Source organism: Streptomyces sp. JN8, assembly GCF_055808075.1.
This window is the reverse complement of record NZ_CM147852.1, coordinates 1010671-1032350: the sequence shown is the minus strand read 5'-3', so window position 1 is coordinate 1032350 and position 21680 is coordinate 1010671. Positions and strand designations below refer to the sequence as shown.

Genomic DNA, 21680 nt, shown 5'->3' with positions numbered 1-21680 from the left:
GCCCCGGCGGCGGCCCGAAGGCCGCCGCCGACTGCGGAACACCGAACGGAGCCCGGTCACCGTCGAGCTGACGGACCGTCCGGCACGGCCCGCAGCGCCGCGTCCAGGAGCGGTCCGATCTCCTCCAGCGCCTCCGGCGCCATCAGCTCGTCGTGACCCCGGTCCAGCACGTGCTCGGTGAGGACGCCGTCCACGTACCCGGGCCACACCAGCTGCGACGCCTCCCCGTCCGGAGTCGTCCGCGCGGCCGTGAAGAACAGGACGTCACCCCGGAAGTGCCGGGTCCGGCTGCGGGACAGCAGCCGTACGCAGTGCACGTTCGTCTCCACGATCGCGTGCAGCAGCGCGTCGTCGAAGCCGGCGAGCAGACCCTGGCTGTCCCGGATCGCGGCCACCGCCTCCTCCCGCGAGACGTCCCCGCGCCCGCCGCCCTCCGCGCCGAGCCCGGCCACGGAGAGCAGGAAGCCGTTCTCCTCCTGTTCGAGCCGTTCGCGCCACTCCGGCGTCTCCAGGTACGACCAGTCGTCCCGCTCCGGCGGGTAGGCGTCGAGCAGTGCGAGGAACGCGACCTCCTCACCGCGCTCCTGGAGCATCGCCGCGAGCGTGTGCGCCACCGTCCCGCCGAAGGAGTACCCGGCGAAGTGGTACGGCCCCTCGGGCTGCACCGCCCGGATCTCCGCCAGGTACCGCTCGCACAGCTCGGCGACGTCCGCCGCGTCCGGCAGCTCCCCGGCCAGACCGGGCGACTGCACGGCGTACACCGGCCGGTCCGCGTCGAGATGACGCAGCAGACCCGTGTACTGCCAGCCGAACCCGGACGCCGGGTGGAAGCAGAACAGCGGCGCCTTCCCGCCCCGCTCCCGCAGCGGCAGCAGCACCCGCAGCGCGTCCCGGCGCGAGTCCGAGCCGATCCGGGCCGCCACGTCCGCGACCGTCGGCGCCGACATCACCGTGCCCACCTGGACCGGGACGCCCAGCTCGTCACGGATGCGGCCGACGAGCCGCATCGCGAGCAGCGAATGTCCGCCCAGCTCGAAGAAGTTGTCCTCGACCCCGACCCGCTCCAGACCGAGCACGTCCGCGAAGATCCCGCACAGCAGCTCCTCGCGGGCGTCCTTCGGCGGCCGCCCGCCGCCCGCGTCCGCGAACGCCGGGGCGGGCAGCGCGACCCGGTCCACCTTGCCGTTCACCGTCAGCGGCAGCGCCGGCAGCTCCACGAACGCCGAGGGGACCATGAACTCCGGCAGCGTCGCCGCCAGCCGGGTCCGCAGCGCCGCCGTCACCGCCTCCGGGTCCGTCCGGTCCGCCTCCGAGGCCGGGACCGTGTACGCCACGAGCCGCTTCACCCCGTTCGCCCCCGTGTGCACGACCACCGCGGCGGCCGCCACCTCGGGCGCGTCGGCGAGCGCCGACTCGATCTCGCCCAGCTCGATCCGGAAGCCGCGGATCTTCACCTGGTGGTCGGCCCGGCCCAGGTAGTCGATCCCGTCGTCCTCGCGCCAGCGCACGAGGTCGCCGGTGCGGTACATCAGCGTGCCCGGCGCACCGAAGGGATCGGCCACGAACCGCTCCGCCGTCAGCGCCGGCCGCGCGAAGTATCCGCGCGCCAGACCCGCGCCCGCCAGGTACAGCTCGCCCGGCACCCCGCGCGGCACCGGCCGCAGGGCGCCGTCCAGCACGTACGCCCGGGTGTTGTGGATGGGGCGGCCGACACAGGAGGTGGCGCTGCCGCCGACGTCGGCCCCCAGCGCGTTGATCGTGTACTCGGTGGGGCCGTACAGGTTGTAGCCCATCGTCCCCTCCGTCCCCGCGATCAGCGACCACAGCGAGTCGGGCACGGCCTCGCCGCCCAGCAGGACCAGGGCGGGCCGGTGCCGCCCCGCGCCCAGGAGCCCCGCGTCGACCAGCTGCTGCCCGTACGACGGGGTGACGTTGACGACGTCGATGCCGACCCGGTCGTAGTGCGCGGTCAGCGCCGCCGGGTCGAGCCGCAGCTCCTCGCCGATGACGTGCACCTCGTGCCCGTCGACCAGCCAGAAGAACTCCTCCCACGACATGTCGAACGCGAACGACACGGTGTGCGCGACCCGCATCCGGCGCCCGCCCGCCAGCTTCACCGCGGGCTCGAAGATCCGCTCCCGGTGGTTCAGCAGCATGTTCACCAGACCCGAGCCCGGCACCACCACGCCCTTGGGGCGCCCGGTCGAACCCGAGGTGTAGATCAGGTACGCCGGGTGCCGGCCGTCACGCGGAGCGGCCAGCTCCTCGTCCGCCACCGGCCCGCCCGGCAGCGCGGCCAGCTCCGCGACCGTCGCCGGATCGTCCAGCGCCAGCGGAGGCACACCCGCCACCACCGGCACCCGGCCCGCCACCGCCGAGACGGTGACCAGGCAGAGCGGACCCGCGTCCTCCACCATCGCGGCCAGCCGGTCCACCGGGTGGTCCAGGTCCAGCGGCAGGTACGCCGCGCCCGCCTTGAGCACCGCGAACAGCGCGACGACGAAGTCCGCCGAGCGCGGCAGCCCCAGGGCCACCGTCCGCTCCGGCCCCGCGCCCCGCGCGAGCAGCGCACGCGCCAGCCGGTTCGCCCGCTCGTCGAGTTCCGCGTAGCTCAGCCGCTCGTCCTCGAAGACCAGCGCCGTCGCGTCCGGGGTGAGCGCCGCCTGCCGGGCGAACAGCTCGATCAGCGACACGTCCGGCAGCTCGTGCCCCGTGTCGTCGCCGAGGGCGAGCAGTCCGGCCCGCTCGGGGGCCTCCAGGGTGCGCAGCCGGCCGACCGGCGTCGCCCCGCCCGCCGCGAACTGCTCGACGAGCAGCCGCAGCCGGGCCGCCAGCTCCTCTGCCGCCCCCCGCTCGTACAGGTCGGGCCGGTAGGCCAGGCTGAGTTCGAGCGAGCGGTCCGGCGTGACGGCGAGAGTCAGCGGATAGTGCGTGCCGTCCACGCTGTGCGTCCAGCCGATCTGGTGCCGCTCCACCGCCTCCTCGCGGGCGGTGTCGTCCAGCGGCGTGTTCCGGAACACGTACAGCGTGTCGAAGAGCTGCCCCACGCCCGCCGCCTGCTGGATCCGGCCCAGGCCCAGGGAGTGGTGCGGCAGCAGCTCCGCGTGCTCGTTCTGCGTCCGGACCAGCAGCTCGCGCAGCGTCTCCGAGGGGCGCAGCGTCACCCGGAACGGCAGCGTGTTCATGAACATGCCGATCATCTGGTCGACCCCCGGCACCTCCGCCGGACGCCCCGAGACCGTCGCGCCGAACACCACGTCGTCCCGCCCGGTCATCCCCGACAGCGACAGCGCCCACGCCGCCGACAGCACCGTGTTCAGGGTGACGCCGCAGCCCCGGGCGAAGGCCCGCAGCCGGTCGCTGGTCTCCTCGCCGAGCGCGATGTCCACCACCTCGGCGGTCACCGGCTGCCGCGCCGGATCGGCCGGCGCCACCAGCGTCGCCTGGTCCAGGCCCGACAGGTGGTTCCGCCAGGCGGTCAGCGCCGCCTCGGTGTCCGTCCCCGCCAGCCACCGCAGGTACGCGCGGTACGGCGTGACCGGCGGCAGCACCTCGGCGCGGCCGCCCGCCCCGTACAGCTGGAACAGCTCCTCGAAGAAGAGCGACTCCGACCAGCCGTCGGTGAGGATGTGGTGCTGCGTCACGCAGAGCATCCACCGGTCCTCGGCGAACTTCAGCAGCGTCACCCGCATCAGCGGCGGCGCCGACAGGTCGAACCGCGTCGCCGCGTCCTCCAGCGAGAACACCCGCTGCGCCTCGTCCTGCCCCGCCCGGTCCAGATCCGTCAGATCCCGTACCTCCCAGGGCAGCTCCCACACGGCGGGCACCACCTGCACCGGACCCGCCAGCCCCTCGTGCCAGAAGGCCGAGCGCAGGTTCGGGTGCCGGCGCAGCATCGCGTCGAACGCGGCGCGCAGCGCCGCCGTGTCCACCGCGTGCCGCAGCTCCACGAAGTTCTGCATCAGATACACGTCGAGCGCGCGGTCGTCGTACTGCGCGTGGAAGTACAGCCCCTCCTGGAGCGGAGCCAGCGGCAGCACCTCCCCGGCACCCGGGAAAACCCGGTCGAGCACGGCCCGCCCGGACGCGTCCAGCTCCACCAGCGGCCCCTCGGCCCCCGGCACGGTCCGCGCCGCGGCCTGCTCGTCCGGCGTCCTGGCCGCCACGGCCAGACCCGCCACCGTCCGCTGCTCGAACACGTCGCGCGGGGTGAGGACCAGACCCTCCTTCCGCGCCCGCGTCACCAGCTGGATCGAGACGATGCTGTCGCCGCCCAGGGCGAAGAAGTCGTCGTCCACCCCGACCGAGCGCAGCCCCAGCACCTCGGTGAACACCCGGCACAGGGCCTCCTCCCGCTCCCCGCTCGGGGCCCGGGACTCCGGAGAGGCGCCGAGCACCGGCGCGGGCAGCGCGGCCCGGTCCAGCTTGCCGTTCACGTTGAACGGCAGCGCGTCCAGCACCACCACGGCGGCCGGGACCAGGTAGTCCGGCAGCGCCTCGGCGAGCTCCGCGCGGATCGCGACCGGATCCGCCGTGCCGGTGACGTACCCCACCAGACGCTTCACGCCGGGCGTGTCCTCACGGACCACGACCGCCGCCGCGTCCACCCCGGCCACCGCCGCGAGCGCCGCCTCCACCTCGCCCGGCTCGATCCGGAAGCCCCGGATCTTCACCTGGTCGTCGGCCCGGCCCAGGTACTCCAGCTCGCCGTCCGCCCGCAGCCGCGCCAGGTCACCGGTGCGGTACATCCGCGAGCCGGCCGGACCGTACGGATCGGCCACGAACCGCTCGGCGGTCAGCGCGAACCGGCCCAGATAGCCGCGCGCCGTCCCGTGCCCCGCCAGATACAGCTCACCCGTCGTTCCCGCCGGGACCGGCCGCAGCGCCGCGTCCAGGAGGTACGCGCGCGTGTTGCCGATCGGCCGCCCCACCACCGGGGTCGCACTGCCGGCCAGGTCCGCCGCGAGCGCGTCCACCGTGTACTCGGTCGGACCGTAGAGGTTCACCGACATCACACCGCTCGCCGCCCGCACCGCCGACCACAGCGCCTCCGGCACCGCCTCGCCGCCGAGCAGCAGCAGCGCCGGACGGTGCCGGGCCGGGTCCAGCAGCCCCCAGTCCAGCAGCCCCAGCGCGTACGTCGGGGTGACGTCCATCGCGTCCACCCGGTGCTCGCGCACATAGCCGACGACGAACTCGGCGTCCCTGCGGCCCACCTCGTCCAGCACGTGCAGCTCATGCCCCGCGACCAGCCAGAACAGCTGCTCCCACGAGGTGTCGAAGCTGAACGAGGCCGTGTGCAGGGCCCGCAGCCGACGGCCGCCGGTCGCGTCCACCACCGGGCCGAAGACCTCGGCGACGTGGTTGGCGTACAGGTTCGACAGACCGCCGTGGGTGAGGACCACGCCCTTGGGACGACCCGTCGACCCCGAGGTGTAGATGACGTACGCCGGGTGCCCGTCCGCGATCTCCGGCGCGGCGAACTCCGCCGGGCGCGCGTCGAGCGCGGCGGCCGTCTCCGGCGCGTCGAGCACGATCCGCTCCGGACCGTCCCCGGCCGGCGGCAGCAGCTCCACCGCCCGCGCGGTGGTCAGCACGAACGCGGGCGCCGCGTCCTCGATCATCAGACCCAGCCGGTCCGCCGGATAGTCCAGGTCGAGCGGCAGATAGGCGCCGCCCGCCTTCAGCACGGCCAGGATCGCGACCACCGTCTCCGCCGAACGCGGCACGGCGAGCGCCACCACCGACTCCGGCCCGACCCCGCGCTCCGCGAGCAGCCCCGCGAGCCGCGCGGCCCGCCCGTCCAGCTCGGCGAAGGTCAGGGAGGTCTCCCCGCAGACCACCGCCGTCGCCTCGGGAGTGCGCGCCGCCCGCTCGGTGAACACGTCCGCGACCGTGCCCGACGGCACGTCCCGTACGGTCCCCGGCCAGCTGCCCCGCACCCGCTCCAGCTCGGCCGGCGGCAGCAGCGCGAGCGCGCCGACCGCCGTACCGGGCTCGGCCGCGATCCGGTCCAGGACGTGCGCGAGTCGGTCCGCGATCCGCTCCGCGGCCCGCGCGTCGAACACGTCCGGCCGGTACTCCAGCCGCAGTTCGGCCCGCGCGTCCAGGGACACGGCCAGGGTCAGCGGGTAGTGCGTGGCGTCCTCCGCCTCGACGCCCGTCACCCGCACCCCGGCCGCGACCGTCTCGCGCGCCGAGGGGTCCACCGGGTAGTTCTCGATGACGACGAGCGTGTCGAACAGCTCGCCGCCGCCGCTCTGCCTCTGGATCAGCCGCAGCCCCAGGTGGTGGTGGGCCAGCAGCGCGTTCTGCTCGTCGCGGAAGCGGCGCAGCAGACCCTCCACCGTCTCCTCGGGCCGGGTGGCGAGCCGGACCGGCACGGTCGTGATGAACAGGCCGAGCATCGACTCGACCCCCGGTATCTCGTCCGGCCGGCCCGAGACCGTCAGACCGAACACCACGTCCTGCCGCCCCGTCAGACCGCCGAGCAGCAGCCCCCACGCGCACTGGATCAGGGTGCTCGGCGTCGTGCCGAGCCGCCGCGCCGCCGCCGTCAGCCGGTCCGTCGCCTCCCGCGACAGCTCCAGGGCGTGCACCCCGGGCCGCACCGGCGCCCGCGCCGGATCCGGCGCCGCGACCAGCGACGCCTCCTCGACCCCGGCGAGCGCCGACCGCCAGGCCGCCTCCGCCGCCGGAGTGTCCTGCTCCTTCAGCCACTTCAGGTACGCGCGGTAGGGGCGTACGGCAGGAAGCCCCGAGGGGTCCCCGTCCGCCGCGTACAGCGCGAGCAGGTCGCCCACGAGAAGCGGCATCGACCAGCCGTCGACCAGGATGTGGTGGACCGTGATCACCAGCCGGTGGTCGCCGTCCGCGAGCCGCGCGAGGACCAGCCGCAGCAGCGGCGGCCGGTGCAGCGCGAACCGCCGCGCCAGCTCGGCCCGCCGCAGCACGGCGAGCCGCTCCGCCACCGAGGCGCCGGTCAGCGGAGTGCCGTCGGCGGCCGTCGGGGAGACCCCTGTCAGATCGACGCGCTCGACGCCGGACGTCACCTCCGCCGGCACGAACTGCACCGGCTGGGGCACGCCCTCGTGCCAGAAGCCGGCCCGCAGGTTCGGGTGGCGGCGCAGCAGCGCCGCCGCCGCACGGTCCAGGCGGTCCGCGTCCACGGGCCCGGACAGGCCGACCGACACCTGCACGGTGTACACGTCGGCGCCCTCCCCGTCGTAGACGGAGTGGAACAGCATGCCCTGCTGAAGGGGGGACAGCGGCAGCATGTCCTCGATACGAGCCTGCGTCACTGCTGGGCCCTCCACATTTCTTCGAGCATGGTGATCTGGTTCTGGTCGAGGTCGAGCAGGTCGAGGTCGGACGGGGTGTGTCCGGCGGAGGAACCGCCGGCCGCCCACGCGGCGAGCAGGTCGAGGGCGGCGAGCCAGCCGTCGGCGAGCTCGGCCACCGTGTTCGGGGAGAGCGCCTCACCCGCCCAGACGAAGGTGGCGGCGAGCTCCGGACCGTCCGGGCCGTTCTCGACCTCCGCGTCGACGGCGAGCGGGTGCGAGAGCGGCATCCCGGGATCGGGCCGTACGGCGAGCGCGTCGGCCTCCGCCGCGGGGCCCCACACGGACTGCGTCCGCGCGGTCTGCCGGCCGAGGTAGTTCCACAGGATCTCCGGGCCCCCGCCGGGCGGGAACAGCCCCGCCGTGGCCGCGTTCGCGTACCGCAGCAGCCCCGCCCCGATCCCGCCGTCCGGGACGTCCCGGAGCCGCTCCTTGATCTCCTTCAGGGCGGTCCCCGCGTTCTGCGACCCGGCGGCCACGGCGGCCGGGTCGTAGCCGTCGGCGGTGAGCCGCACCGGGTACACACTGGTCAGCCAGCCGACCGTGCGGGTGAGGTCCGCGCCCGGCACGAGGTCCTGCTCCCGGCCGTGCCCCTCCAGCTCCACCGTCAGTCCGTCCGCCGGCATCCCCGAGCGGGCCGCCCGCTCGCCCACGGCGAGGGCGAGCGCGGTCAGCAGCGTGTCGTTGACGGTGCCGTGGAAGGCCTGCGGAACCGCCGACAGGAGCGGTTCGGTCCGCTCGGGCGACAGCCGGACGGTCAGCCGGCGGGCCGTCGCCACGGTGTCCCGCGCCGGGTCCAGCGGCCGCTCGGCCAGCAGCCGCGCCCCGGGCGCCGCCGCCTCCAGCCAGCGGTCCAGCTCGGCCGCCCGCCGCCCGCCGTGCGCCTCGGCGAGCAGCCCCGCCGTCCAGGTGCGCAGGGCCGTCGGTACGGGGTCGAGCACGGGCGCCCTCCCCGCCGCGGCGGCCTCCCAGGCCGCCCGCAGGTCCGGCAGCAGGATCTGCCAGGACACCTCGTCCACCACCAGGTGGTGAGCGACGAGCAGCAGCCTGCCCGGCTCGTCGGGACCGGTGTCCAGGTGCACGGCCCGTACGGTCGCCCCGGTCTCCGGGTCCAGCGCGGACGCGGCACGGTCGGACTCCTGCCCGACCAGCTCCCGCAGCGCCCCCGAGTCCAGACCGGACGCGTCGGCGGTCCGCAGCACCGCTGCGGCCGACACCGAGCCGGCGGGGGCCACCTCGGCGCTCCACACGCCGGGGCGTGTCACGGTCAGCACCTGCCGGAGCCCGTCGTGGAGGTCGAGCACCGCCTGGAGGGCGGTCACGAGGTCGGCCCGCCGGACCCCCGCGGGCACCACGACCAGCCGGGCCTGGCAGAACCGGCGGAGAGGGCCGCCGCGTTCGGCGAACCACCGCGCGACCGGCGGCAGGACCAGCGGCCCCACCCCCTGTTCGGCGGGACGCGCGGCGGCCGCGGCGTCCGCCGTGGGCGCGGCGACGGCGGCGAGCCCGGCCGGCGTCGGGTGCTGGAACACCTGGCGGGCCGTCACCTTCAGCCCCGCCTTGCGGGCCCGGCTCACGAAGCGGATGGAGACGATGCTGTCGCCGCCCAGCTCGAAGAAGTTGTCCCCGGGGCCCACGGCGGGCAGCCCCAGCACCTCGGCCATGAGCCGCGCGAGCAGCTCGGCCGGGCCCTCGCCGGGCACGGGACCCGAGGCCGGGTCCGGCGCGGAGGCCCGCGGCTCCGGCGGCGCCGGGAGCGCCCGCCGGTCCAGCTTGCCGTTGGGCGAGAGGGGCACCGCCGGGATGTCCAGGAAGACGCTCGGCACCATGTACTCGGGCAGCCGCGCGGCGGCGTGCGCCCGCAGCGCCTCCGCGTCGAACGACGCGCCCGCCGCCGGGACGGCGTACGCCACGAGCCTGCGGCTGCCCGGGCGGTCCTCCCGGATGACGGTGACGGCGCGGAGGACGTCCGGGTGGGCGGTGAGGACGGTGTCGATCTCGCCGGGTTCGATGCGGAGGCCGCGGAGCTTGACCTGGTCGTCGGTGCGTCCGAGGTAGTCGAGTGCGCCGTCGTGGCGTCGGGTGACGAGGTCGCCGGTGCGGTACATGCGGCTTCCCGCGGGTCCGTACGGGTCGGCGACGAAGCGTTCCGCGGTGAGGTCGGGGCGGGAGAGGTAGCCGCGGGCGAGCTGGACGCCGGCGAGGTACAGCTCGCCGGGGACGCCGACCGGAACGGGCCGGAGACGTGCGTCCAGCACGTGGAGACGGGTGTTCCAGACCGCGGAGCCGATGGAGGCGGAGGCGCCGGTCGCCTCCCCGGGCAGGCACGTGGTGGCGGTGACGTCGACGGCCGCCTCGGTGGGTCCGTACAGGTTCTCCAGGGCGACGGACCGCTCGCCGGCCGACTCGTGGAAGCGGGTCACGAGATCGACGGGCAGGGCCTCGCCGCTGCACACCACGACCCGCAGGCTCGGGCAGGAGGAGACCTCCACCTCGGCGACGAAGGCCTGGAGCATGGACGGGACGAAGTGGAGGACGGTGACGCGCTGTTCGCGGATCAGCTCGGCCAGGTACTCGGGGTCCTTGTGTCCTTCGGGTCGGGCGATGACGAGGGGGACGCCCTGGGCGAGGGGCCAGAAGAGTTCCCAGACGGAGACGTCGAAGCCGGTCGGGGTCTTCTGCAGGACGCGATCGGTCCGCGTGAGCCCGTACGCGTGCTGCATCCACTTCAGGCGGTTGACGATGGCCCGGTGCTCGACCATGACGCCCTTGGGCCGTCCGGTGGAGCCGGAGGTGAAGATGACGTACGCCGGGTGGTGCGGCAGCAGCGGAGCCAGCCGGTCGGCGTCGGTCGGCGCCTCGGCGGAGAGCCCCGCCGACTCGGCGACCACGGCGGGGGAGCCGAGCACGATCCGCGGAGCCCCGACACCCCCCGGGAGCGCGGACTCGGAGAGCGGGTCGGTGAGGATCGCCAGCGGTCGCGCCGTCTCCACCATGTGCGTGAGGCGGTCGGTGGGGAGGGTGAGGTCGAGGGGCAGGTAGGCGCCGCCGGCGCGGACGACGGCGTGGAGGGCGACGAGCAGGTCGAAGGAGCGGGGGAGGGCCACGGCGACGACGGTCTCGGGTCCGACGCCGCGTCCGACGAGGAGGCGGGCGAGCCGGTTGACGCGTGCGTCGAAGTCCGTACGGGAGAGGTCCTCGCCCTCGAAGACGAGCGCGGGGCCTTCGGCGCGGGTCGCGCCCGCGGCGACGAGGTCGGCCAGGTCGGCCGGTCCGTCGAGGACGCGCGCGGTGTCGTTCCAGCCGTCCAGCTGCCGCCGCTCCGCCTCGTCCATCAGCTCGATCGAGGCGACCGGCGCGTCCGGATCCGCCACCACGGCTGCCAGGAGCCGGAGCAGACGCTCCGTCAGCCGCTCGGCACCGGCCCGCTCGAAGAGGTCCGTCGCGAAGCGCAGACCGCCGCTGATGGCGCCGTCCTCCTCCGAACCGCCGAACGCGAACTCCAGGTCGAACTTCGACCCGCCGATCTCCACCGGCAGTTCACTCGCCCGCACCCCGAAGAGCTCCGACACCCCGGTCTCCACCGAGTGGTACGTCACCATCGTCTGGAACAGCGGGTTGCGGGACTGCGAGCGGTTCTGGCCGACCGCCTCCGCCACGGCCTCCAACGGCAGATCGGCGTGCGAGAAGGCCGCGAGCCCGGTGTCCCGGACCCGGCCGACCAGCTCGGCGAAGCTCGGCTCTCCCGTGAGGTCGGCCCGCAGCACCAGGGTGTTGAGGAAGAACCCGACCATCGGGTCCAGCTGCTCGTCGCCCCGGCCGGACACCGGCGTGCCGATCGCGATGTCGTCACCGGCACCGAGCCGGTGGAGCAGGGCGGTGACGGCCGCGTGGACCACCATGAACATCGTCGCGCCCGAGTCCCGGGCGATCCGGGCGAGCCCCGATCCCGTCGCCGCGTCCACCGCGAAGGGCACCACGTCGCCCCCGTACGAGGGCGTGGCGGGGCGCTGCCGGTCGGTGGGCAGGGCCAGCTCCTCGGGGACGCCGGCGAGGGCGTCCCGCCAGTAGGCGGCCTGGCGCGCGGCCGGCGATTCCCGGTCCTCCGGGTCCCCGAGCAGCTCGCGCTGCCAGAGCGCGTAGTCGGCGTACTGGACGGCGAGCGGCGCGAACTCCGGAGCACGGCCCGCGGCACGGGCCCGGTAGGCGGTGTCCAGGTCGGCGAGGAGCGGCCCGGTGGACCACTCGTCCGTCGCGATGTGGTGCAGCAGCACCACGAGGACGTGCTCCTCGTCCGAGGCGGTCAAGAGGGCCACCCGCAGCGGGATCTCCCGCTCCAGGTCGAAGACATGGCCGCAGACCGACTCGGACTCCGCGCCGAGCGCCCGGGCGGCGACCCGCCGGACCTCGAAGGGGACCTCGGCGTGCTCCGGCGCGAGGACGCGCTGGTAGGGCTCCCCGTCGATCTCCGTGAACACCGTGCGCAGCACCTCGTGCCGCGCCACGACGTCCCGGACCGCGGCCCGCACGGCCGCCGGGTCCACCGGACCGTCGAGACGGACCGCGAGCGGCACGTTGTACGCCGTCCCCGGGCCGCGCACGTGGTCGATCAGCCACAGGCGGCGCTGGGCGTACGAGAGGGGAGTCGGCTCCGGTCGCGTCCCGGCCGGTGCGAGGGCGGGCCGGCCGGACGCGCCGCGGGCGGAGAGCCGGGCGGCCAGCGCCTCGACCGTACGCGTCTCGAACACGTCTCGCACCGAGCACTCCACTCCGAGCGCGGCCCGCACCCTGGCCGCCGCACGGGCGGCCAGCAGGGAGTGACCGCCGAGGGCGAAGAAGTCGTCCTCGACCCCCGCGGATTCGAGCCCGAGCAGGCTCGCGAACACGCCCGCGAGGATCTCCTCGCGTGCGTCCCGCGGCGCCCGGGACGGCCCCGTCGCGGCGTCCGGCGGTACCGGGAGGGCGCGGCGGTCCAGCTTGCCGTTGGGGGAGAGGGGGACGGCGGGGATGTCGAGGAAGACGCTCGGGACCATGTACTCGGGAAGGCGCGCGGCGGCGTGGGCGCGCAGCGCCTCCGCGGCCACGGTGGCTCCGCCCGCTGGGACGACGTACGTCACGAGCCGCTGGACCCCGGGCCGGTCCTCGCGGACGACGGTGACGGCCCGGGAGACCCCGGGGGCCGCCGCCACGACGGTGTCGATCTCGCCGGGTTCGATGCGGAGGCCGCGGAGCTTGACCTGGTCGTCGGTGCGTCCGAGGTAGTCGAGTGCGCCGTCGTGGCGTCGGGTGACGAGGTCGCCGGTGCGGTACATGCGGCTTCCCGCGGGTCCGTACGGGTCGGCGACGAAGCGTTCCGCGGTGAGGTCGGGCCGGGAGAGGTAGCCGCGGGCGAGCTGGACGCCGGCGAGGTACAGCTCGCCGGGGACGCCGACCGGGACGGGCCGGAGGCGCTCGTCCAGGACGTGGACGCGGGTGTTCCAGACGGGGGAGCCGATCGAGGCCGAAGCACCCTTCGCCTCTCCGGGCGGGCAGGAGGCCGCGGTGACGTCGACGGCCGCCTCGGTGGGCCCGTACAGGTTCTCCAGGGCGACGGACCGCTCGCCGGCCGACTCGTGGAAGCGGGTCACGAGATCGGCGGGCAGGGCCTCGCCGCTGCACACCACGACCCGCAGGCTCGGGCAGGTCGCCGCGTCGACGCCGTCCAGGAAGGCCCGGAGCATGGACGGGACGAAGTGGAGCATGCTGACCCGCTGTTCGCGGATGAGTTCGGCCAGGTACTCGGGGTCCTTGTGTCCCTCGGGCCGGGCGATGACGAGGGGGACGCCCTGGGCGAGGGGCCAGAAGAGTTCCCAGACGGAGACGTCGAACCCGGTCGGGGTCTTCTGGAGGACCCGGTCGGTGCTGCCCAGGCCGTAGGCGTGCTGCATCCACTCCAGGCGGTTGACGATCGCGCGGTGCTCGACCATCACGCCCTTGGGGCGGCCGGTGGAGCCGGAGGTGAAGATGACGTACGCCGGGTGGTGCGGCAGCAGCGGGGCGATCCGGTCCGCGTCCGTCACCTCGGCGTCCGACAGCTCCTCCAGCTCCGCGCGGACCTCGGGCGCGTCCAGGACGACCGGTTCGGCCTCGCACGCCGGGGGCAGCGCCCCGAGCCCTTCGAGGTCGGTCACCACGCAGACCGGCGCGGCGGTGTCCGTCATGTGGGCGAGGCGATCGGTGGGGAGGGTGAGGTCGAGGGGGAGGTAGGCGCCGCCGGCGCGGACGACGGCGTGGAGGGCGACGAGCAGGTCGAAGGAGCGGGGGAGGGCCACGGCGACGACGGTCTCGGGTCCGACGCCGCGTCCGACGAGGAGGCGGGCGAGCCGGTTGACGCGTGCGTCGAAGTCCGTACGGGAGAGGTCCTCGCCCTCGAAGACGAGCGCGGGGCCTTCGGCGCGGGTCGCGCCCGCGGCGACGAGGTCGGCCAGGTCGGCCGGTCCGTCGAGGACGCGCGCGGTGTCGTTCCAGCCGTCCAGCTGCCGCCGCTCCGCCTCGTCCATCAGCTCGATCGAGGCGACCGGCGCGTCCGGATCCGCCACCACGGCTGCCAGGAGCCGGAGCAGACGCTCCGTCAGCCGCTCGGCGCCGGACCGCTCGAACAGGTCGGTGGCGTAGCGGACGCCGCAGCTCATGCCGGGCACCCCCGCCCGCTTCGTACGCCGGAACAGGATCTCCAGGTCGAACTTGGCCGCGCCGCCGAGGACTTCGTACTCCCCGGCGTCCGTGCCGAGCAGCCGGGAGGTGTCCGGGCCGCCGCCCTCGTACGCCACCATCGTCTGGAACAGGGGGTGGCGGGAGAGGGAACGGGCCGGGTGGACCGCCTCCACGACGGCGTCGAAGGGCAGGTCGGCGTGGTCGAGCGCGGCGAGGTCGGTGGCCCGCACCCGGCGGAGCAGCTCCCCGAACGTCGGGTCGCCGCCGAGGTCGGTGCGCAGCACGACCGTGTTGACGAAGAAGCCGACGAGCTCGTCGAGGGCGCTGTCGCCGCGGCCCGCGACCGGCGTGCCGACGGGGATGTCGTCGCCCGCGCCGAGCCGGTGCAGCAGGGTCGCGACGGCGGCGTGCACCACGATGAACATCGTCGCGCCGGACGCCGCCACCAGCCCGTCGAGCGCGGTGACCAGCGCGGCGGGCAGCTCCGCCGTGACCGTGTCGCCCCGGTACGAGGGGGAGGCGGGCCGGGGCCGGTCGGTGGGGAGGGCCAGCTCCTCGGGGAGTCCGGCCAGCCGGTCGCGCCAGTACGCGGCCTGGCGGGCGGCCAGGGATTCCCGGTCGCCCGGGTCGCCGAGGAGCGCCCGCTGCCAGAGCGCGTAGTCGGCGTACTGGACGGCGAGCGGCGCGAACTCCGGCGCGTGACCGGCGACGCGGGCCGCGTAGGCGGTGTCCAGGTCGGCGAGGAACGGTCCGGTGGACCACTCGTCCGTCGCGATGTGGTGCAGCAGCACGAACAGCACGTGCTCGTCGTCGGAGGTGCTGAAGAGGACCGCCCGCAGCGGGAGTTCGGCCGTGAGGTCGAAGACCTCGGTGGCGGCGTCCTCCACGAGCGACGGCAGCTCGGCGGCCGTGACGCGGCGGACGGCGAAGGGCACCTCGGCCGCGCCGGGCACCAGGATCCGCTGGTACGGCTCCCCGTCGGTCTCCGCGAACACGGTCCGCAGCACCTCGTGCCGGGTGACCGCGTCGCCGAGGGCCGCGCGCAGCGCCGACGCGTCCACGGCGCCGCGCAGCCGCAGGGCGAGCGGGATGTTGTAGGTGGCGGAGGGGCCCTCCACGCGGTGCAGGAACCACAGCCGCTGCTGCGCGGAGGAGAGCGGGAGCAGCCCCGGGCGCTCGGCGGCCCGGGCCAGGACGGGGCGGGCGGACGCCGCGCGCCGCGCGAGACGGGCCGCGAGGGCCGCGACCGTACGCGCCTCGAAGACGTCGCGCACCGTGCACGCCGTCCCGCTCGCACGGACGCGGGCCACGACCCGGGTGGCGAGCAGCGAGTGGCCGCCGAGGGCGAAGAAGTCGTCCTCGGCACCGACGGACGCGAGCCCGAGGACCTCGGCGTACACCGAGGCGAGACGTTCCTCCAGCGGTCCGCGCGGGGCCCGCGTGGGCTCGGCGGCCGTCGGCGCGGGCACGGGCAGCGCGGCCCGGTCCAGCTTGCCGTTGACGTTCACCGGGAGGACGTCCAGGGCGACCACGGCCGCGGGCACCATGTACTCCGGCAGCTCCTCGGCGAGGGCGCGGCGGACCGTCGCCGGGTCCGCGCCGCCGGTGGTGTACGCCACGAGGCGGGGCACTCCGGGGGTGTCCTCGCGGACGAGGACGGCGGCCGAGGCCACCCCGGGGAGGGCCGTCACGGCGGCCTCGACCTCGCCGGGCTCCACGCGGAAGCCGCGGATCTTCACCTGGTCGTCGACGCGGCCCAGGAACTCGATCTGGCCGTCGGCGCGGCGGCGGACCACGTCGCCGGTGCGGTACATGCGGGTGCCGGAGGGCCCGTACGGGTCGGCGACGAAACGCTCGGCGGTGAGGGCGGGCCGCCCCAGGTAGCCGCGCGCGTTCTGCACGCCCGCGAGGTACAGCTCTCCCGGGACGCCGGTCGGGACCGGCCGGAGACCGGCGTCCAGGACGTGGGCCCGGGTGTTGTCCAGCGGACGGCCGACGACGGGCGTCGCGCAGTCCGTGACGCGGGCGACGAGCGCGTCGACGGTGAACTCGGTGGGACCGTAGTAGTTGACGGTCTCGACCCCGTCGACGTCCCGGAGTTCGGCCCACAGCGCGGGCGGGACGGCCTCGCCGCCGAGGAGGAACAGCGGGGGGCGCCGGTCGCCGGTGAGGAGGCCGGCGTCGAGGAGGTGGCGGCCGTACGACGGGGTGACGTCGAGGGCGTCGATCCGGTGCGCGCGCACGTGGCCGACGACGGCGTCCGCGTCGCGGCGGCCGTACTCGTCGAGGACGTGCAGCTCGTGCCCGGCGATCAGCCACAGGAGCTGCTCCCAGGAGGAGTCGAACGAGAACGAGGCGGTGTGCAGGGCGCGGACCCGGCGCCCGAGCCGCTCGGCGACCGGGCGGTACAGCGTCCGCTCGTGGTCCCGGTAGAGGTTGGCGAGTCCCGCGTGGTGGAGGCCGACGCCCTTCGGGCGGCCGGTGGACCCCGAGGTGTAGATGACGTACGCCAGGTCGTCGCCGCGGGGCGCGCGCGGCGCGGGACCCGAGGCGGCCGCGAGCCGGTCCCGTACCGCGGGGTCGTCCAGGACCAGCCGGCGCATGCCGGGCCGGTCGGGTACCGCGCCGTCGACGTCGGCGGTCGTGACGGCGCAGACGGGTCTCGCGTCGCCGAGCATGTACGCGAGGCGGTCGGCGGGGTGGCCGAGGTCGAGCGGCAGATAGGCGCCGCCGGCCTTGAGGACGGCGAAGGCGGCGACGACGGAGTCGGCCGACCGGGGCACGGCGAGGGCGACGACCGCGTCGGGACCGGCGCCCTCCGCGGCGAGGAGCAGGGCGAGCCGGGAGACCCGGTCGCCGAGCTCGGCGAAGGTCAGCCGCTCGTCGCCGCAGACGAGGGCGACGGCCTCGGGGGTGCGGGCGATCTGCCGGTCGAGCACCTCGACCACGCTCTCGTCCGGGTGCGCGACGGCGGTGTCGTTCCACCGCTCCAGGAGGTCCCGCTCGGCCGCGGAGCGCAGCTCGTACGAGGAGACCGGGGCCGCGGGGTCGGCGACGGCCTGTTCCAGGACGCGCAGCAGCCGGTCGGCGAGCGTGTCGGCGGTCCGCCGGTCGAAGAGGGCGGCGGAGTAGAACACCTCCAGGTCGAGCCTGTCCCCGTGGGCGGTGTCGGAGAACGTGATGTCGAGGTCGAACTTGGTCACCCCGGGGTCGACCCGGTCCACGCGCGCGTCGAGCCCGAAGAGCGCGCGGACGTCCTGGGTGACGGTGCTGTGCGACACCATGGTCTGGAAGAGCGGGTGCCGGGTCAGGGAGCGGACCGGGTTGACGGTCTCCACGACCGTGTCGAACGGCAGGTCGGCGTGGTCGAGGGCGGCGAGGTCGGCGGCGCGGACGCGCTCCAGGAGCGTCGTGAAGGCGGGGTCGCCGGAGAGGTCGGCGCGGAGCACGAGGGTGTTGACGAAGAAGCCGACGAGCTCGTCGAGCGCCGGGTCGGAGCGACCGGCGACGGGGCTGCCCAGGGGGATGTCGTCGCCGGCGCCCAGGCGGTGCAGCAGGGTCGCGACGGCCGCGTGGACGACCATGAAGACGCTGTTGCCGGACTCGCGGGCCAGCGCCCTGATGTGGGCGGCGAGCGAGGCGGGCACCTCGCGGTGGACCATGCCGCCCGCGTTGCCCGCCACGGCCGGCCGGGGGCGGTCGGCGGGGAGGGTCTGCTCGGCGGGCAGGTCGGCCAGCACCTCGCGCCAGTAAGCGGCCTGGCGGCCGGCCAGGGAACCGGGGTCGGCCGGGTCGCCCAGGAGGTCACGCTGCCAGAGCGCGAAGTCGGCGTACTGGAGGGGGAGTCCGGCGCCGGGGCGCGCGAACTCCGGCGCGCGGCCCTCGCGTCGGGCCGCGTAGGCCTGCTCCAGGCCGTGCAGGAAGGGTCCCATCGACCACTCGTCGCTCGCGATGTGGTGCAGGACGACCACCAGGGCGTCGGACCCGCCCTCGGTGTCGCGCACCAGAGTGACCCGCACGGGAGCCTCGGAGGCCAGGTCGAAGAGGTGCCCGAGGGCACGCTCCACCGCCGCGTCCAGGTGCTCCCGGCCGGTCTCCTCCACCCGGAGGGAGACGCCCGCGTCCTCGGGGGCGAGGATCCGCTGGTGCGGTTCCCCCTCGTGGTCGGCGAAGACGGTGCGCAGGGTCTCGTGCCGGGCGACGACGTCGCGGAGGGCCGCGTCGAGCGCTTCCGTGTCGAGGAGTTCCGCGAAGCGGGCCACGAACGGGATGGTGTACGTGGTGCTCGGACCCTCCATCTGGTGGAGGAACCACAGCCGGCGCTGCGCGTGGGAGAGCGGCAGCACCTCGGGTCGCCCGGCCGCGGCCGGCGTCGGGCGGGAGGCGGACTCCCCGCGGGTGCCGAGGCGTTCGGCGAGGGCGGCGGGGGTGCGGGCCTCGAAGACGTCGCGGACCCCGCACTCGGTGCCCAGGGCGCCGCGGACCCGCGCGGCCACACGGGCGGCGAGCAGCGAGTGGCCGCCGAGGTCGAAGAAGTCGTCGTCCGGGCCGACCGACTCCAGCTCCAGGACGTCGGCGAAGACGCCGCCGACGATCTCCTCGCGGGCGTCGCGGGGAGCCCGCCCGCCCGCCGTCGTGAGGCCGGCCAGGTCGGGGGCGGGCAGGGACCGGCGGTCGACCTTGCCGTTGGAGGTGAGCGGGAGGGCGTCGAGGACGACCACGGCCGACGGCACCATGTAGGCGGGGAGCCGCTCGGCGGTGGCCTGCCGCAGGGCGTCGGCGTCGGGCGCGCCGCCCTCGGCGGCGGTCACGTAGCCGACGAGGAGCTGGGAGCCCGGCACGTCCTCACGGACCACGACGACGGCCCGTCCGACCTCCGGACGATCCGTCAGGACGCTCTCGATCTCGCCGAGTTCGATGCGGAAGCCGCGGACCTTGACCTGGTCGTCGGCGCGGCCGACGAAGTCGATGCGGCCGTCGGGGCGGCGGCGCACCAGGTCGCCCGTGCGGTACATGCGGCTGCCGGGCGGGCCGTACGGGTCGGCGACGAAGCGCTCGGCGGTCAGCGCGAAGCGGCCGAGGTAGCCGCGGGCCAGCTGGGCGCCCGCGAGGTAGAGCTCGCCGGGGCGGCCGTCGGGCGCGGGGCGCAGCGCGCCGTCGAGGACGTGGGCGCGGGTGTTCCAGAAGGGGAGGCCGATGTCCGGGGTGCCGGTGTGGTCCGGCGCCAGGACGGCGGAGGTGGCCCAGACGGTGACCTCGGTCGGCCCGTACACGTTGGTGACGGAGCCGGCCGTCCGGGTCAGGCGCTCGGCCAGGGCGGCGGGCAGCGCCTCGCCGCCGACGAGGACCTTCGTGGTGCCCAGGCCCGTCGGGCGGCCGTCCTCCAGGAGGGCGTGCCACAGGGACGGGGTGGCCTGCATGACCGCCGGGCGGTGGGCGTCGACGAGCGCGGCGAGCGCGGCCGGGTCGCGGACGGTGTCGCGGTCGGCGAGGACCACCGTCGCGCCGCAGACGAGCGGGACGTGGAGTTCGAGCGCGGCGATGTCGAAGGAGATCGTGGTGACGGCGACGAGCCGGTCTCCCGGGGCCATGGCCAGTTCGTGGGCCTGCATCCGCAGGAAGTTGGCGAGCGCGGCGTGCGGGACGACCACGCCCTTGGGGCGTCCGGTGGAGCCCGAGGTGTGGATGACGTACGCCGGGTGGTCGCCGGAGAGCGCGGGTGCCTCGGCCCCGTCGAGCGGGGCGGCGGAGAGGTCGGCGAGCGCCGCCAGGGTGTCGGGCGCGTCCAGGACGAGGGTCTCGGTGCCGCGGACGTCGGGGGCGTCCGGCGCGCCCGTCAGGGTGGTGAGCACGCAGACCGGGCGGGCGTCGCGGACCATGAACTCCAGGCGGTCCGCCGGGTAGTCCAGGTCGAGCGGCAGATAGGCGCCGCCGGCCTTGAGGACGGCGAGCAGGGCGACGACGAGGTCGGTGCCGCGCGGCAGGGCGAGGCCGACGAAGGACTCCGGGCCGACACCGCGCGAGACGAGCAGCCGGGCCAGTCGGTTGGCGCGGGCGTCCAGCTCCGCGTACGTGAGGGCGTCCCGGCCCGCCAGGAGGGCGGTCTCCTCCGGGTGGGCGAGGGCGCACGCGGCGAAGGCGTCCACGACCGTGCCGGGCTCGGTCTCCCGGGCGGTGGCGTCCGCCGCCTCGGCGAGGGCGCGGCGGTGCGCGGCGTCGACCAGGTCGGGGCGTCCGACGGGGGTGTCGGGTCCTGCGGTGGCCGCCTCGGTGAGGAAGTGGGCGAACTCGGCGGTCCTGGCGGCCAGCGAAGCGGCGTCGTAGGCCCGCGGGTTGGCGTCGAGTCCGAGGCGGATGCGGCCTTCGGCCGCGTCGTGGTGGACGGCGAGGGTGAGGTCGTCCACCGGTCCCGCGGCGATGTTGTGCACGGAGCCGGGGGCACCGGCGAAGGCGAGGACGTTGTCGAAGGCCTTCACGTTGACCATCGGTCCGAGCGGGCCGGGGTCGCGGCCGACGAGGCCGAGGTCGCGGCGGATGTCCTCGGCGCGGTAGCGCTGGTGGCGGCGGAGCCCGCGGACGCCGTCCGCGACCTCGGCGACCACCGAGGCCAGCGGCTGCCCGGGCCGTACGGCCACGCGCAGGGGCAGCACGTTGACGACCATCGCCGGGACCGAGAGGGCGGCGGAGCCCAGCCGGGCCATCGCGGGCAGCGACAGGAGCACGTCGCGGTCGCCGGTGGAGCGGTGCAGGAAGGCGGCGAACGCGGCCGTCACGACATCGGCCCAGGTGGCGCGGGCGGCCCGGGCGAGGGCGTGGATCCCGGCGGTCGCCTCGGGTCCGACGACGGCCTCGGCGCGCAGGAAGTCGGGTGCCGCGGGGAAGGAGGCGCCGGACAGCGGTTCGTGGGCGGTGCGGCCTTCGAGGCGGGCGAGCCAGTGGGCGCGGTCCTCGGCGTACCGCTCGCCCGCGCGGTAGGCGCTCTCCTCGTCCAGGACGGCGGAGAGCGGGCCGAACGGGGTCGGGCCGGGCTTCTCGCCGTGCGCGAGAGCCGAGTAGACCTCGGCGGTACGGCGGGAGACCAGGGAGAAGCCGTAGGCGTCGAGCGCGATGTGGTGGACGCGCTGGTACCAGAGCGTGCGGCCGGGGGCCACGCGGTGCAGGGCGAACGCGAAGAGCGGGGCGGTGGCCGGGTCGGCGGACGTCCCCATGTCGGCGCGCATCCGGGCGAGCGCGGCGGCCTCGGGGTCGGCCTCCGCGCGGTGGTCGACCGTCTCCAGGACCGGCCCCCGGCAGGGCTCCTCGGCGAGGATCTGCCACGGGGTCCCCGATGCGTCCTCCTCGAATCGGACGGTGAGGGCCTCGCACTCGTCGACGACCCGGCGGACGGCCGCCTCGAAGAGGTCCGGGTCGACCGGGCCGTCGATCTCGACGTACTGGCCGACGTTGTAGACCGGGGAGTCGGGGGCGAGCCGCTGCCCGTACCAGACACCGGCCTGGGCCCCGGTGAGGGGGAGACGCCGCAAAGCACGCTCGGTCATGGATCTTGCTCCAGGTTCACCCGCGGCGGATCGGTGTCCGCCCGTGGGAAGGAAAGGCGAGGAGGGGAGTCGGAGGGAGGAGGGCCGGGGAGGCGCGGGGCGCGGTGGC

The 21680-nt window shown here is 75.4% G+C and carries 2 protein-coding genes; both read right to left on the bottom strand.

Annotation, left to right across the window (positions count from 1 at the left end; translation table 11 throughout):
• Positions 1 to 56: 56 nt before the first annotated feature.
• Complete coding sequence (locus ACY0MR_RS04335) at positions 57 to 7277, bottom strand: amino acid adenylation domain-containing protein (protein WP_473561689.1); 7221 nt, start codon at positions 7275 to 7277, stop codon at positions 57 to 59.
• A gap of 20 nt (positions 7278 to 7297) precedes the next feature.
• Positions 7298 to 21571: an amino acid adenylation domain-containing protein gene (locus tag ACY0MR_RS04330; RefSeq protein ID WP_473559202.1), complete on the bottom strand. Its 14274-nt coding sequence runs from the start codon at positions 21569 to 21571 to the stop codon at positions 7298 to 7300.
• Positions 21572 to 21680: the final 109 nt, after the last annotated feature.